The following is a 17159-nucleotide window of genomic DNA, read 5'->3' as shown; positions in this document are numbered from 1 at the left end:
AGAAATTTTTGGGGTTCTTGATTGCAATGTTTTACAATGAAAATGAGGTGAAATTAATGCGACTAGAAAACACGATTTTTAAACAATATCAAACAGATGGGCAAAAATTATTAAAATACGGCTTTGGAAAACAAGATTCACTCTATTTTTATAAGAAAAAATTCTTTAATAATTTTGAAGCTCAAATTACCATTACTCCACCTAATCAAGTTAAGGGTAAAGTAATTGATCTCGATATCGAAGAAGAATACATGCCAATTCATTCTAGTCAACGAGGTAAATTTGTCGATGAAGTGCGCTCTGCTTATCTCGCTCTCCTAAAAGATATTCGGCAAAATTGCTTTAACCAAGTCACAATTTATCCTGATGGCCCGCAGCATTACTGGCTTATCCCCGCTAATCCTAAGTACTTCGATATTATGAATGCCTTTAACAATGTCGATAATATTATTTGGAAGCAAAGCACCAAAATTAAGCCCAATGATATTATCTTTATGTATGTTGGTGCTCCTATTTCCGCTATCATTTACCAATGCCAAGTTCTCGAAGTTAATCTACCTTATCATGAACACAATAAATACCTCAAAATTAATCATGTCATGCGCATTAAAAAAATACTTTCATACCCCTCAGACCAATATACTTTCAAGAAGTTAGCTAACTATAATGTTAAAGCCATCCGCGGTCCCCGACATGTCCCTGACCAACTATTGAAAGATTTGCTAAAAAAACGTAAGTAAAAAGACCGAATCAAATGATTCGGTCTTTTAAAATACTTATTTAAATTAAGCAGCTGCTAAAGCTTTCTTAGCAGTTTCAGCTAATTCTGCAAAAGCCTTTTCATCGTTGTAAGCAATATCAGCTAACATCTTACGGTTCATGTCAACACCAGCAAGCTTTAAGCCGTGCATTAACTTGCTGTATGAAAGACCGTTTTGTCTTGCAGCAGCGTTAATACGAGCAATCCATAACTTTCTGAATTCTCTCTTAACTTGCTTACGGTCACGGAATGCGTACTTACGTGAAACAAATACTTGAGTACTTGCTGCTTTAAATTGTACGTGCTTTGAGCCACGGTAACCCTTGGCTAATTTTAAAATCTTCTTACGACGTTTACGTGTTACGGTTCCACCCTTAGTTCTTGGCATCTATAATTCCTCCTCAAAAAGTATTCTCTATAAATTAATGCATTTGGGAAACCATCTGTTTGATGCGCTTTAAGTCACTCTTTGAAACCATAGCAGCTTTTCTCAAATGACGACGTTGTTTCTTAGTCTTACCGTGGAAACGGTGTCCAGTGTATGCGTGGTGACGCTTTAAACCACCATTAGCAGTTCTCTTAAAACGTTTTGCTGAAGCGCGGTGTGTTTTTTGCTTTGGCATATCTATTCCTCCAATTAACTACTTTTTCTTTTTGTCTTTCTTACTCAAAGGAGCAAGCATTAGAAACATGGAACGACCTTCCATCTTAGGTCTTGTGGTAACAGTTGAGATATCACTAACCTGATCAGCCATTTTTTCCAGTACTTCTTTACCCAATTCCTTATGAGTAATGGCACGGCCTCTAAAGCGAATTGAAACTCTAACTTTAGCGCCTTTACCCAAGAATTTACGTACATGCTTCAATTTAGTATCGAAGTCATTTCCTTCAATGGTTGGACTTAAACGAATTTCCTTAACAGCCATTACCTTTTGGTTCTTACGGTTTTCCTTGGCCTTCTTTTGTTGTTCGAATCTGTACTTACCATAGTCCATAACTCGTGCAACAGGTGGCTTGGCATTTGGGGAAATTAGAACCAAATCTAAACCAGCATCAGCTGCTTTATTCAACGCTTCGTTCTTAGATACAACACCTACTTGTTGGCCATCTTCACCAATCAAACGAACTTCACGTGCGCGGATATCTTCATTTAAGATTAGATTTCTTGGAATAAGTATTCACCTCCATGTTAATTTCGAGGACAAGAAAAAAGCGGGCAAAGTTAACGCCCGCTTTTAATCAACAGATATTATCGATTAGCCTAGAGGTTATGCACTTAGGCGAGAAGCGGGTGCTTCTTCTTGTTCTCAACTACAATATTATACCTATTCGTTAGATAAGCGTCAAGATAATTTATAGAAAAAGGAGTACTTCCACTTAAGTTAGTACTCCTTTTATCAATCAATTAATTTATTGATCCTTATCTTTTCTGCGTTTGCTTGCACCGGCAAGTCCTAATAAACTTCCAATACTTGCAATTAAGATTCCGAGCATACCAGCAGTGTGATCATTTTGACCAACACCTGTTTGAGGTAAGCGGTGTTCATTCTGGTGCTTGTTAGCTGTAGCAGCAGTCTTATCTGTTCCTGAAACAGTGATACTTTCTGCACTTGGTTTAGTATCAGCTTCACTGACAGAACTTACATTCTCAGCACTTGAAGCAGTATCTGAAGCGGCACTTGAGCTTGCGCTTGAATCGGCACTCGAAGTTGCTTCAGATTCAGCTGAACTTGCAGCACTGGAATCTACACTTGAAGTTGATTGATCAGCTTCTGATTTTGCTTGTTCAATAGCAGCACTGGCTTCACTCTTAGCTACATTTACGATACTATCTGCTTCACTTGCTTTTTTAGCCATTTCGCTTGCGACACTAGCGGCACTGCTTGCTACACTAGCTTGACTTTGTGCTGTTGAAGCGGCAGAACTTGCTACACTTTCAGCACTTAAAGCTACGCTAGCTGCACTACTTGCTAAACTGGCAGCATTGCTTGCGGCACTCAGATCTCCAGCGGTAGCGGCACTTGAAGCTAGGCTCTTTGCAGTTGAGGCAGCACTAGCAGCACTCTTGGCCACTGAATCTGCTTCACTGGCCTTCTTGTATTCTTCACTCGCCAAACTTGCAGCATTTGAAGCATCACTAGCCGCACTAGCAGCAGTTGAGGCGGCACTTTTGGCTAGACTAGCGGCACTACTTGCCTTTGAAGCAGCGCTTGAGACAGCCGAATTACCTGCATACTCAGATGCCATTGAAGCTACTTCACTGGCAGTATTGCCTGCATGACTTGCTGAACTACTTGCAGCACTAGTTGAAGTAGCTGCAACGCTCTGATCTAAACCAGCAGAACTGGCAGCACTACTTGCAATGCTTGCATACGAACTAACTTTATCGGAAGAGCTGCTTGCGGCACTTGCGGCACTACTTGCAGTCTTAATAGCATCACTTTCTTGTTTTAAGTTATCTTCAGCTTCACTCTTAGCCTTAGTTGCTTCACTATCAAACTTAGCAGCTTCATCAGCGGCACTTTTGGCTAGACTTGCAGCTTGCGAAGCCTTCTTTTCATCTTCAATTGCTTGGCTAGCAGCACTGCTTGCTACATCTTCTGCACGCTTAGCAGCGGCACTAGCACTACTTGCAATATCAGTGGCCTTTTGAGCGGCGCTAGCATTTCCCTCTTTAGCATAACTTGACGCAGCACTAGCAGCAGCATTAGCAAGACTTGCGGCAGTTGAAGCATCTTGATCAGCTTTAGCTGCTTTTTCACGTTGCTTGCTTGCATCGCTGGCAACACTACTTGCAGTTTTAGCTGCGCTACTTGCAACGTTTGCTGCACTCTTGGCACTGCTTGCAGCACTTGAGGCTTTTTTTGCAGCGCTCGCAACAACTGAATTATTTGGATAGTCACTGGCCATTGAGGCTACTTCACTGGCAGTATCACTTGCATGGCTTGCTGAACTTGATGCGGCGCTAGCATTTTCTGAAGCAATGCTGTTGTAGCTACCCGCAGCACTGGCAGCACTACTTGCAATACTTGCGTATGAACTAGTGTCAGTATGGGAACTTTCCGCACTTTGTGCGTCTTCATTGGCATGACTGGCGGCATCAGATGCCTTGATAGCATCGCTGGCTTCATCCTTAGCATCAGATGCTTCTTCATCAGCTTCACTAGCAATTTTTGCCATTTCACTAGCGACGCTAGCAGCACTGCTTGCTACACTAGCTTGACTTTGAGCTGTTGAAGCTGCAGTACTTGCAGCACTTTCGGCACTCTTGGCAACAGAAGCGGCACTACTTGCCTTTTCTGCGGCTGAACTTGCGGCACTAGTGTCACCGGCTGCTGCAGCACTTTCAGCTTCACTTTTAGCAATTGAAGCTTCACTAGCTGCACTCTTGGCCATTGAATCTGCTTCGCTAGCCTTCTTGTATTCATCACTTGCTGAACTTGCAGCTTCTGACGCATCGCTTGTGGCACTGGATGCTGTATCTGCGGCACTTGAAGCAAGGCTAGCAGCACTTGAGGCCTTTTCTGCGGCACTTGATACAAGTGAATTATCTGAATGTTCACTGGCCATTGAGGCTACTTCACTAGCAGTCTTGCTTGCATGACTTGCTGAAGAACTTGCGGCACTAGTTGACGTCGAAGCAGCACTTTCATCTGAACTTGCTGCGCTAGCAGCACTACTTGCGATGCTTGCATATGAACTAGTCTTATCAGCTGAACTTGATGCGGCACTTGCAGATGCACTAGCACTATCAACAGAATTACTACCTTGGTTCAAGTTGTCTTCTGCTTCACTCTTAGCCTTCGTTGCTTCACTATCAAAGTTAGTTGCATCATCAGCAGCGCTCTTGGCGATGCTTGCAGCCTCTGAAGCCTTCTTTTCATCTTCAATTGCTTGACTTGCAGCACTTGAAGCAGCTTGTTCTGCACTCTTGGCTGCTGAACTTGCGGCACTAGCTACACTGGCTGCACTACTTGCTGCACTGGTATTACCAGCTTTAGCATAACTATCAGCTTCATCAGCTGCACTATTAGCAACGCTGGCTGCACTTGAAGCTAGTTGATCAGCTTCTGAGGCTTTAGCATGTTGATCTACCGCATCACTAGCAGCGCTACTTGCAACACTAGCTGCACTATTTGCAAGATCTGCAGCTGATTTAGCACTGCTTGCAGCACTTGAAGCCTTTTCTGCGGCACTGGCAACAGCAGAGTTAGCAGAATGTTCACTGGCCATTGAAGCTACTTCACTAGCAGTATCACTTGCATTGCTTGCTGAACTTGATGCGGCGCTAGCATTTTCTGAAGCAATATTGCTGTAGCTACCTGCGGCACTGGCTGCACTACTTGCGATGCTTTCGTAGGAAGCTGCATTAGTATGAGAAACGTCGGCACTCTTAGCATCTTCACTTGCTTGACTTGCTGAGTTTTCACCAGTAATTGCATCACTAGCTGCACTTTTAGCATCTGTTGCAATACTATCTGCTTCACTGGCCTTTTTAGCCATTTCGCTAGCTACACTGGCTGCACTACTTGCTACACTAGCCTCACTTTGAGCTGTTGAAGCTGCACTACTTGCAGCACTTTCGGCACTCTTGGCAACAGAAGCGGCACTTGAGGCCTTTTCTGCAGCAGAACTTGCTGCACTAGTGTCACCTGCTGCAGCGGCACTTTCCGCTTCACTTTTGGCAACTGATGCCTCACTTGCTGCACTCTTAGCTATTGAATCTGCTTCACTGGCCTTCTTGTATTCGTCGCTTGCTGAACTTGCAGCTTCTGACGCATCGCTTGTGGCACTGGATGCTGTATCTGCGGCACTTGAAGCAAGGCTCGCAGCACTTGATGCTTTTTCGGCAGCACTAGATACAAGTGAATTATCTGAATGTTCACTGGCCATTGAGGCTACTTCACTGGCAGTATCGCCTGCATGACTTGCTGAAGAACTTGCCTCACTAGTTGAAGTTGATGCTGCACTTTCATCTGAACCTGCTGAACTTGCAGCACTACTTGCAATGCTTGCATATGAACTTGTTTGATCAGCTGAGCTAGATGCTGCACTTGATGAGGCGCTAGCACTATCAACAGAATCACTACCTTGGTTCAGGTTGTCCTCTGCTTCACTCTTGGCCTTAGTCGATTCATCATCAAATTTTGCGGCATCATCAGCAGCACTCTTAGCAACAGATGCTGCACTCTTAGCAGTTTCTTCATCGCTAATTGCTTGACTTGCAGCATTTGAAGCTGCACTAGCTGCTGAGCTTGCAAGCCTTGCAGCTTCGGAAGCTTGACTAGCTAAGCTTTCAGCCTTATCAGCATCACTTGCTTTATAAGCACTATCAGCTGCGCTAGCTAAGGAGTTAGCAATGCTTGCTTGTTCACTTGCTGCTTTTTCCTGTTCACTAGCAGTTGAGCGTTGAATTACAGCATCACTTGCAGCATTTGAAGCTACTGCTGAAGCACTACTTGCAACATCTGCAGCACTTTGGGCAGAACTAGCTGCACTTGAAGCTTTTTCTGCGGCACTGGCTACAACCGAGTTAGTTGGATGGTCACTTGCTAATGAAGCTACTTCACTAGCTGTTTCACTTGCGTGACTTGATGAACTTGCAGCTGCGCTAGCACCTTCTGAAGCAATATCACTGTAGCTTCCTGCTGCACTAGCAGCACTGCTTGCTGCACTTTCATCTGAACTTGCACTAGTATGAGCTGTCTCAGCATCGCTCGCTGAAGAACTTGCGGCACTAGCAGCACTTTCACCTCTGATTGCTTCAATCGCCTCACTCTTGGCTACACTGGCAGCCGTAGATGCTTGGCTAGCAATATCAGCTGTTGAACTAGCAGCAGTCGCTGCTTGACTTGCAATACTTGCAGCACTACTTGCTTTTCTAGCTGCAGCTTGAGCTGCACTTTCTGCGCTCTTTGCTACACTCGCTGCACTTCTAGCTAAACTTGCAGCGCTATTGGCAGCTGACACATTACCAGCTGCAGAAGCGGCATCTGCTTCACTCTTAGCTTTATTTGCTGCACTAGCAGCACTTTTAGCAACAGTATCTGCTGATTTTGCATCTTCATAAGCTGAACTTGCCATACTACTTGCTGAATCAGCATTGCTCTTGGCTACACTTGCTGCACTAGCAGCACTGCTTGCTTTCTTAGCGGCACTATTGGCAACTACAGCTGCACTTGCAACTAATGAGTTAGTAGGATGAGCTGAAGCCATTGAACTCACATCGCTAGAAGTACTACTTGCTTCACTAGCAATATTTGTTGCTGAACTAGTAGACTGACTAGCTTTGTTAGCTTCAGTTTGAGCTGCACTAGATGAAACAGCAGCTGAACTTGCATAATCACTTGTTTTAATTGAAGAAGAGTTAGCTGCACTGGCTGCACCACTTGCAATTGAGTCCGCTATGCTATCTTTTGTGAGATTATCAATTGCTTCACTCTTAGCAGCACTAGCTTGGCTTTCAAAGTTCAAAGCCTCTTGAGCATAGCTATTAAGAGTTGCAATTGATTTATTTGCTTCACTTTCATCTACAAGAGCTTGACTTGCGGCACTTGAAGCAACTGCTTCAGCACTCTTAGCGGCACTAGCTACAGCGGCTAAACTTACTGCTGCACTAGCATCGCTTGCCTTATACGCAGCATCAGCAGCGCTTGCAGCACTATTTGCAAGTTTTGCTTGTTCACTAGCAACGTGATCTTGGTCAGCCGCAATTGAGCTTTGTGTTGCGGCATCAGTAGTAATTGAGCTTACATAAGCTGCTACACTAGCAGCACTACTTGCAGCTGAACTTGCAGCAGTTGCTGCACTTGAGGCTTTGGCGGCGGCACTAGATACTACTTCATTACTTGCATGTTCACTTGCCATTGAGGCTACTGAATCAGCAATAGCTTTAGTATCTTCAGCAGTATGAGCAACTGAACTAGATGCGCTATTTGCGTTACTGTTGTAATCTCTTGCAACACTAGCAGCGCTACTTGCAACTACTTCGTATGAGTTAACTGCAGTTGAAGCGGTATTGGCTAATTTAGCTTCTTCACTAGCCTGACTTGCAGCACTTTCCCCGATAATTGCATCACTTGCTTCACTCTTAGCAATTTCTGCATCACTAGCTGCACTTGAAGCAATAGCTTGGTATGAAGCTGCTTCACTTGCGGCACTCGAAGCAATTGAGTTAGCAAGACTTGCGGCTTCACTAGCACTAATTGCAGCACTAGAAACTTTTGCTGCATCTGAATTAGCTGCTGAAGCCACGCTAGCAGCACTACTTGCGGCACTGACATTTCCTTCTTTAGCAAAACTTGCAGCTTCACTTGCGGCACTTGAGGCTTTGGCGGCTGCGCTACTTGCGGCTTCACTGGCTGCAGTTGCAGCTGTACTTTGAGTTGCAGCATCTTGAGCAGCTGAACTTGCTACATCAGCGGCACTGCTTGCCTTAGTAGCCGCACTACTTGCAACTTCAGAATCATCACTTGCTCTGGTGGCAGAACTCGCAACTAATGAGTTAGTTGGGTGTGCACTTGCCATTGAGGCTACTTCACCTGCTGTGCTCGTAGCGTCATCTGAATTCTTGCCAGCACTTGATGCAGTATTGGTAGCTTGGCTTCTTGAATCAGTTGCTTGAGAAGCACTTGATGAAACTGCAGTTGAGCTTGCTGCGGTACTTGCGGCACTTGATTGTGCTTGGCTAGCTTGACTTGCAGCATTACTTGCATAACTTTCTGCTAAAATTGCTCGATCTGCATCACTAGCTGCAACAGAAGCAGTTACAGCAGCGACCTTTGCAGCACTAGCAAACTTGTCAGCAGCACTTGCGGCGCTAGATGCACTTTCAGAAGTCTTCTTAGCATCTGATAATAAACTTGCTGCGGTACTTGCGGCAGTGCTTGCGGCTTCACTGGCTGCACTAGCAGCACTGGCTGCTAATTGCGCCTTGGCAATATTACCTAAAGCAGCATAGCTGCTTGCAGCATTATTTGCGCTACTTGCTGCACTGGCTGCACTACTTGCATTAGCTGCTGCAGTACTTGCAGCAGCAGTTAATGAATCAGCAGTTGAGGCTAAATCTTTAGCAGTTTGTGCTTGGTCAGCAGCATTGCTTGCAGCTGTACTTGAAACGGTAGCTAAACTCTTAGCAGCACTGGCTGCACTAACTACAATTGGATTATCTGAGTAAGAAGTAAGATCAGTAGCTAATGAAGCTGCTTGACTCGCTGCGCTCTTAGAATATGAATCAGCTTCACTTGCGCTAGAATTTGCAGCACTACTTGCGGTCTTAACATCGCTAGCAGCACTATTAATATCAGTTTGAGTTTGATCAGTATTTGTCTTGTCTGCAATTGCTCCTGAATTTGCTTGACTTGCAGCCAAGCTGGCAGCACTTGCTTGTTCTACATTAGTTTGAGCTGCACTTAAGTAATCAGCAATCTTATTTGCTTCACTGGTAAGTGAAGTTTGAGCAGTTACAATTGTAGTTAATGCTGCATTAGCAGTAGATTGAGCAGCGCTGGCTGCACTAGCTGCACTTTGAGCTTCACTGTTTGCTTGACTAGCCTTAGCAATTTGAGCTTGGGCTTGAGATGCAGCACTACTTGCTAGAGAAGTATCACCAGTTGCCTTGGCACTATCAACAATAGCAGCGTAACTTGCAGCAGCACTAGCAGCAGTTGAAGCTGCGCTACTTGCGGCGGCTGCACTATTTGCCTCTCGAGCAGCAGTACTTGCAGCTGAGCTTGCAAGATCACTAGTATCCGCAATTACCTTGGCATAGCTATCTGCATTAGATTTAGCTTTAGTAGCGTTGTTCAAATTATCAGCAACAACCTTATTAATAGCATTAGCACTAGATAAATTAGTTAAACTAGTTAAATTAGTTGCTGCGCTAGCAATTTCAGTATTTGCACTAGATACACTATCCTTAGCATTGGATGCGGCTGAACTTGCTGCAGCTTGGTTAGCTTGAGCATTGCCGGTTGCTGCACTTGCCGCATTAGCTGAACTAGTTGTACTTGAAACAGCAGTTGAAGCTGCTTGCGACTTAAGATCAATGTAAGCAGATGCTGCACTTGCATAAGCTAAATCAATATCAGCAATTGCTTGCTTAGCTCTTTGCGCATCAGATTCAGCACTTGAAGCTGCAAGCTGAGCAGCAGCAGCACTACTGGTTACTGCATTTACCTCACTAGCATAAGATGCCAACTGTTGAGGCAGAGTTGCCATAGATTCATATAAAGTCTGATAATAGGGCGATTGCATTGCGCCTGCTGTATCAGGGGCCATTATATACATTGCATTCGCCGTATTAACATCCCCAGCAAGAGCATTCGCAGCGTTTGTAATAGCACCATTGGCTTTATTATTACCTTCACGTACTACCCTTGTTGCCTTTGCAACACTACTTGAAGCTGCATTAATTTTTGCCCCCTGACTGGGAACATCCCCAGTTGCAGTAGATGAGATGTTATATGCACTACTTGCTGAATTAGCATAAGAGGCTAATTGATCTGGATACTGATCAACTAATTGACTAATTGCATTACTTTTAGTAGCTACTGAAGCGGTAGCACTAGAAGCAGCAATTTGAGCACTACTTGCAGCACTTGCAGCACTTGTAATTGTTTCCTTAGCAGCTGCCACTTGGACTTCGAAGAGCAGGATTTGCGCAGCGACTAACCCTTTCTTCTTTGCAAATGCGCTTGCAGCTTCACCAATTCCTGCAAGTGCACTTGCTTCATTAGCAATACTTTGGGCTCCCCCAATTGGGCTTGAAGTGCTAGTTTTATCAAGAATTGGTACCAAATTATTAATTTGATTATCAATATTTGCAAAATCAGTATTACTGCTTGCAGCGGCACTCAAACTTGCAGCCGCCTCGCTAGTATTATTCTGGCTTAAAGCTTCAATAGCAGCAGTTAAATCACTAGCCTTTTGAGCTGCTGCACTGGTAGCACTATGCATAGCACTTTCATCAATAGCTGCATAACTTAACCGTGCAGCTGTTTCATGAGCTGAACTAGCAACATTTGATAGACCTACAGCCAAACTAGCAACACTATCGGCTACACTAGACAAAGAATCTACCTTAGTTTCAACAGGCTTTACACTACCCTTAATACCAATCGGATATCCAGAAACAGTAATACCGTTTGGATAGCTATTACTATAGCTACTCAATTCAGTAGCTACTGAAGTCGCTACTGATGCATTGCTGGTGGCCACACTTGCGATAGAATCTAGATCAGTAGCTGTTTCACTAATAATTTCTGCCGTTAAACTAGTTGCTGTACTTGCTGCTGAGAGATACTGACTTTGAGCACTTTGGACAGAACTAATAGTATCTTTTGCGTAACTCGCAACTGAGTTAACATCACTTTGAATATTATCACTTAAACTTTTAGCTAAAGAAGCAGCACTTGAGCTTAAACTTCCAGCTTTAGCAGCTGCAGTGGCATTTGCACTTGCAATCGCAGCATAAGAATTTGCCGTACTTGTAGCGCTATTTCCCAATGTACTATTATTTGCAGCATTAGCTTGACTGGCTGCTAAAGAATAATTCAATTCTTGTAAGGCTGCACTTGCAGCAACAGAGCCTTGACTAGCAGCATCCATCACTGGCTTAGCCGCGCTATTATACTTAGCAACTGCACTGGCAATCCTTGCAGCAGTACTACTTGCACTGCTTGCAGCAGTGGCAGCGCTAGCCAAAGAAGTTGTAACTTCACTTGCTACAGGATTAACATCATTGCCTTCTTCATCATATCCGCCAGCAAGGAGTGCTAACGATGCCATATTATTTTGAACCGCAGCAGGGGGAAATCCAGTTAAAGTATAGCTTGAATCTGGTCCAATTGTAGGAATTGAGTTTGTAATTTGCTGATCAAAATCAGAAATTGAAGTTGCTACACTAGCAGCACTTGCTAATTCTGCAGTTGCACTACTTAAATCAGCTTGACTTGCTTGACTAGTAGCAATTGAAGCAATCGAATTAGCATTGTCAACATATTGTGAAAAATCAGTGTAAGTTGAATCAGCACTAGCAACATATGCAGTTGCAAATGCAGGGGTAAATTGTGACATTGATTCAACCACAATTACACTACCTGCAGTAAGTGGTGCATTAGTTAAATCAATGCTCCATTTACCATTAGCATCTGCCTTAACAACGAAGTCTGAACTAGTTTCGCCTGGTGCAGCCAGGCCATAAGTTAAACCATTAACTGCAGTATTATTATCACTACCATTGTAGTAGTGAACAGTTACATAACCGTTGGCGTTAGTAGTACCAGTTAAAGTCTTAGTTTGATCAGTAATCTTACTGCTATCATCTAAAGTAATAGCATTGTGCATATCAGGAGTACCAAATGCAAAGTACTTACCATTGTTTAAACTGGCTAAAAGACTGTTACCAGCAGTTGTGTCAGTGTTAGTTTCACCAAGTGTAGTTGCTGATTTTTTACTAATATTGTAATCAGCATCCTTGTAGGCACTACTCCAGTCACTGTTAGCTGAGTTTTTCATTTCAACATAGTGAGCATTAATATCTCCGCCTAAGCCAGAAATAATTGCACCGCTACCTTGAACATCAAAGACTACGGAATCTGGACGGTAAATAGTAATGGTAGCAGCACCTTTACCACCTAGTAAATTAGTAGAATTTTTACCACTACTTGTTAACTTAACATTTGAGTTATTACCAAATGATAAAACCGTACCTGCCGCAGCATAGATAACGTTATAACCGTTTCCGCTGTTATTCTCATACGCAATATCGAAAGTTCCACCGTTGTTGACATAAATACCATTACCGGTTTTCAAGTCAAATACCCGACTAGCAGCTTTACCAGTTACATCAATATTAACGGTTGCTTTTTCTCCGTTAACACGTAAGTTTCCATTACCTTGGAAGTAGATAACTGATTGATTTACAGATCCCTTCATATTAAGTGATCCATTATCAAGTACATTAATATTAGTATCACCAGAGTTTGCAACGTTAATTACAGTAGTATCTAAAGTAGTACTATCGTTATTGTTAAGCGTTAAACTACCATTATCTTTGATATTTAAGTCGGCACCATTGTGGATGTAAATCCCACCCATTTTTGAAGTTAAACCTGCTACTTTATCAAATTCAACATCTACTTTACCGTTACCAGTAATATTAATTGGTGAGGAAGCATCTACAAATCCAGTACCAGCACTTAAAGCAGTAGAACCAGTGCGGTGAAGCGTTAAATCACCTGCTACGTTAATTCCTGTAGTATTAGCAGGTACTGAAATTGCCCCTGCACTAGCTGAAATTGTAGTATTTGAGCCATCTTGCACAGTTACACTCTTAGCATTAACACTATAAACATTCTTATTAGTAGTAATGTTATTAGTTCCACTAAAGACAACGTTTGTATTAGTATTATTTACTAATCCAGTCCCGGTGTAAGTAACATCATCAAATTTAACACTAGCGTTGTTCCCACTATCCATAGAAACAATACCATTAGTGTTAGAACCAGTAATAGTTGCACCAGAAATAGTAAGCTTTTGGTCATCCTTGCTCTTAATATCAAGGTAGGCATTACCAAAGCTAATGGTGTGACCATTACCATTAATTGTCACATCACGTAAAGCTGCATCTGAAGAAACAGTGAGTGTACTTTGTGAACTTAAGTCAATATTACTCGTCACATCAATTATAGCTGCGCTGGTATTAGTAATTGCATTAACAAATTCACTAGCATTAGCAACAGCAGTAGCATTTGAAGCGGGAGTTGTAACTTTAGATTCGCCTAATTGAGCCAGAGCTGCAGAATCAGTTCCAGCCTTTGTTGCTAAAAGACTAGCAGTATTTACTTGTACAGTATGAACTTCAGCACTCCTATTCTTACTTACTTCATTATGAGCAAGTTCATCAGCTTCTTTACTCTCACTTGCTGAAGATGCTGACTGACTACTGCTACTTGCCATGCTAATTTCAGCACTAGCAGTAGATACACTATTAGCAGTAGCTGCCTCACTTGCAGTTGTTGCTTCACTTTGTTGTGAAATTTTATTAGTTAAGTGTGTATCGTTGGCAAGCTCACCAGCAGCATCAAGCGTCGCTTGATCTACTGCAGCTGATTCTGGTTCCTTTAATTCATCTGCATGTACTAAGTCGGTATCATGAGATAAAAAGAAGAATGAACCAATCATCACGCTGGCTAAACCAACAGATAATTTTCGTAAAGAGAAAACATCTTTTTTATGTAAGTCTTTTCTAGACATTAACATTTCCCCTATTCTTAATCTAAATCTATCTAAACAAAATTAGCATATCCAACTACTAAAACAAAATATTTAGTCTATAAATTTATCCCATTGCTTCATAAAGTTAGCTTCTGTATTCTCTTTGGCAGTTTGAATTGCTCCTTGAGAAAGGCTAGCATATTCTTTGCTATCGCCTAACACTTCCAAAACCTTATTAGCTAAGCCAACTGGAGTAGTTTTTACTACATTGAAGCCATTAACTCCATCTTTAATTAAGTTATTCCTAGTATAATCAGCTGCATAAGTTACTACCGGAATACCATTTGCCAATGCTTCAAGCATATTCATCCCAAAGCCTTCACTATGACTAGCATTCAAGAATAAAGTAGCATCTTGCAAATCTTGCTTAGCTGGATCATAAGGAATAAACTCAACCTTATCTGTTAAATCTAACTTTTTAATTAGGTCTTTGAGTTCTTTTTCATATTCACCACTGCCAAAATAGCCTTGTAATTTTAGTTTAGCTTCAGGGAGCTTGTTGCTAATATGCTTAAAAGCCTTAATTACATCAGTAGTATTCTTTTCAGCAGCTAAGCGCCCCACATAAACTAAGGTAATATCTTCGCTTAATTCTTTTGCCTTACCTGCTTTAACGTAACTATCAGGAGCAGATACAATTTGACTATTTGAAGTAGCTAACTTAGCAACTTCATCTGCTTGATCTTGAGTAGGTAATACTACGTAATCAAATTCTCTGCCTGCTTCACCATTAACACTGCGTTCATAAACATCCATAATTCCATGTTGAGGATGATTACGTTCTTTGAAAGGAACACTGTGAAGATATGAAATCTTCTTATCTGCATTTTCAACATTCAAGACTGAACTATCTAAAGTACGACGATCTGAAATAAATGTTCCTGGTTCTTGGTTGTTGATTTCATTTAAGAAGAAGGTAAAGAGTTGATCTTCAGTTCTAAATTGCCAGTCTCTACCCTTGTAATCAATTAACTTCCACATGGTTGGTAATACTTTATCACCAATATACATGTGAGTTACTTCAATCGCTGGACTACCGTCTTGACGCAAATATTGTTGCATAGCCACTGAGCCATCTGGATGGTAGGTTTCAACCATTGACTTAAAACCACGCCAGTCCCAATATTCTTTGACTGCAGTTTGACCGAGTGAATCATAGTATTCAATCGAGCCAACTAGTCCTACAGTCGCTGGCATTACGCGAATTTCACCGATTTTTTTACCCTTGTATTCAATATTAGAGTAGTTATTATCTACCCCAACAATGTGGTAATCAGTAAGCGGAATACTATCAAGCAAGCGCAATGATTGTTCTTTACGTCTAGTCTTAACCGTTCCTTGGAAATAATCGTACATGTTAATAACATCTTTTTGTTTTAAGCCATGCTTCTTAATTTCATTACTTAACATGCGGTTATAATTACGGAGTAATAAAACAGCGGGCTTATCATTTTTGTTAAAGGCATTCAATCTTTCAAATTGAGAGAATTCAGTACCTGAATTAAAAGTAAATACGTTTTCTCCTATTAAATAAATCATTTTCTTACTGCACCTCCCAAAGTCTTCTCTGCGTCTTGAATTAAATCATGCCATGCATTCCAAACGTTCTCATCTGAGAAACGTTCACTTGTTTCATAAGAACCATCGCTTAGTTCTTGCATTAACTTCTTGTCCTTAAAGATCTTGAGCATCTTTTCAGCCAATGCCTTATAATCACCAAAATCAACGATATAACCATTTTTACCATCAACCACAATATCATTTGGTCCATAGTTAACATCGTAGGTTACACCAATCACACCATGTGATAAAGCTTCCATAACGGCTAAGTTGAATCCTTCCATTCTTGAAGTCAAGCCAAAGACTTGGGCATCTTTTTCAACCTTGGCAATGTCGTTGGTATAGCCCTTAAAAGTAACTACATCTTCAAGACCTAATTCCTTGATTAATTTTTCAATTTTACGTTTTTCACCATAATTATTTGATGAATCGGCATAACCATAAAGGTCTAAAGTTACTTCCGGAACTTGATCATGAACAATTTTAACTGCACGTACTAAGTCATCTAAACGCTTTTCATAAGCAATTCTTGCCACTGCGATAATCTTACCGAAAGTACGTTTATCCATAGGGACATGATCTTCATTTAAAGTTTCATCATCTACTACACCAACTGGGATGGTAAACATTTTTGCTTTAGGCTTAAATCTTTCAATCACATCATCTGTCTGACGTTGAGTTGCTGAAACAACAGAAGAATAACGATCAAGATTTGCCAAGGCATATTCATAATTGTTATTCACAATTGAATGAAGTGGATCTTGGGCATCCCCAGCCTGTGAATTATGCAAGTGCATAACTGTATAAGCTGGCTTCTTTAATCTAGTTAATGCTCCGTCGGCAAGAAGTGAACGGTCAAGCACAAAGATATTATTACCTTTTTCATTAATTCGATTTAAGAAGTGTTCAAACAATTCATCAATGGTATCAAAAGTATGAATCTCGCCGTTCTTTTCTTGTAGCCACCAACCGGTCTTGACTAACTTGTGGTGAATATCAAATTTATTAAATGTTCTAATTACAGTACGACCATCAGGAGTTAACCATTCTTCATTACCAATCTTATTATCAGGTGTGTACCATTGAACTAATGATCTAAAGCCACGTGAATCATAATGATCAACGCGGTAAAGATTACCATATTCATCAAACAATTCAGTTGATACTACTTGACGATCATGAACCGGATCGTAATTAACACGGGCTACTAACTTGCCATTGGCAGCATTAGTAACCAAGTATCTATTCTTATCAGTTTCATCTTCACGCTTAGTGTTAACAATTCCAAAATCTAAATCATCAACTGTTAAGTTCTTAGCAGCTACCTTCGTTGCATCTTGGAAGTAATCAAACATTCCTAGTAAACTATCATCATCCACCCCTGCAGCATTTGCAGTCTGATGAAGAGTACGGTTCCAATCACGCGCAATAACCTTGGCTGGTTGATTATGATTTTTAAATAAATTTAACCGTTTGATCTCGGCATGTTCAATTCCAGATTTATGATCTGGCATTCCAAAATTAATAAAATATATCATTTTTTCTCCTCGATATTTTAGAA

At 41.6% G+C, this 17159-nt stretch carries 7 protein-coding genes and 1 other annotated feature; of the genes, 1 reads left to right on the top strand and 6 read right to left on the bottom strand.

From position 1 onward, the window contains the following. Nucleotides 1-56: 56 nt before the first annotated feature. Nucleotides 57-740 carry an MmcQ protein gene (locus FP432_RS00485; protein WP_265488853.1) on the top strand — a complete coding sequence of 228 codons (684 nt, stop codon included), beginning with the start codon at nucleotides 57-59 and terminating at the stop codon, nucleotides 738-740. A 45-nt stretch (nucleotides 741-785) separates the two neighbouring features. Here FP432_RS00485 and rplT read toward each other — a convergent pair whose 3' ends face one another. From rplT to FP432_RS00455, 6 genes are all read right to left on the bottom strand, one after another. Further along, on the bottom strand, nucleotides 786-1148 hold the full coding sequence (gene rplT, locus FP432_RS00480) for a 50S ribosomal protein L20 (protein ID WP_265488852.1): 363 nt from the start codon (nucleotides 1146-1148) through the stop codon (nucleotides 786-788). A 34-nt stretch (nucleotides 1149-1182) separates the two neighbouring features. Then, nucleotides 1183-1383, bottom strand: coding sequence for a 50S ribosomal protein L35 (gene rpmI / locus FP432_RS00475; protein WP_265488851.1), 201 nt, complete (start codon nucleotides 1381-1383; stop codon nucleotides 1183-1185). A gap of 18 nt (nucleotides 1384-1401) precedes the next feature. Then, on the bottom strand, nucleotides 1402-1932 hold the full coding sequence (infC, locus tag FP432_RS00470) for a translation initiation factor IF-3 (protein WP_265489571.1): 531 nt from the start codon (nucleotides 1930-1932) through the stop codon (nucleotides 1402-1404). Between the two features lie 26 nt (nucleotides 1933-1958). After that, nucleotides 1959-2069 (bottom strand) — a sequence feature (ribosomal protein L20 leader region). Nucleotides 2070-2170: 101 nt separating this feature from the next. Continuing rightward, nucleotides 2171-14017, bottom strand: coding sequence for a pectate lyase-like adhesive domain-containing protein (locus tag FP432_RS00465; RefSeq protein ID WP_265488849.1), 11847 nt, complete (start codon nucleotides 14015-14017; stop codon nucleotides 2171-2173). Between the two features lie 72 nt (nucleotides 14018-14089). After that, on the bottom strand, nucleotides 14090-15577 hold the full coding sequence (locus FP432_RS00460) for a glycosyltransferase (protein ID WP_265488848.1): 1488 nt from the start codon (nucleotides 15575-15577) through the stop codon (nucleotides 14090-14092). Next, nucleotides 15574-17136, bottom strand: coding sequence for a glycosyltransferase family 4 protein (locus FP432_RS00455; protein WP_265488847.1), 1563 nt, complete (start codon nucleotides 17134-17136; stop codon nucleotides 15574-15576). Before FP432_RS00455 ends, FP432_RS00460 begins: the two co-directional genes overlap by 4 nt. Nucleotides 17137-17159 lie beyond the last annotated feature (23 nt).

It is taken from the genome of Lactobacillus sp. PV034, assembly GCF_014522305.1.
Taxonomy (GTDB): domain Bacteria; phylum Bacillota; class Bacilli; order Lactobacillales; family Lactobacillaceae; genus Lactobacillus.
Note: the sequence above shows the minus strand (reverse complement) of the source record. Positions and strands in the feature narration are given on the sequence as shown.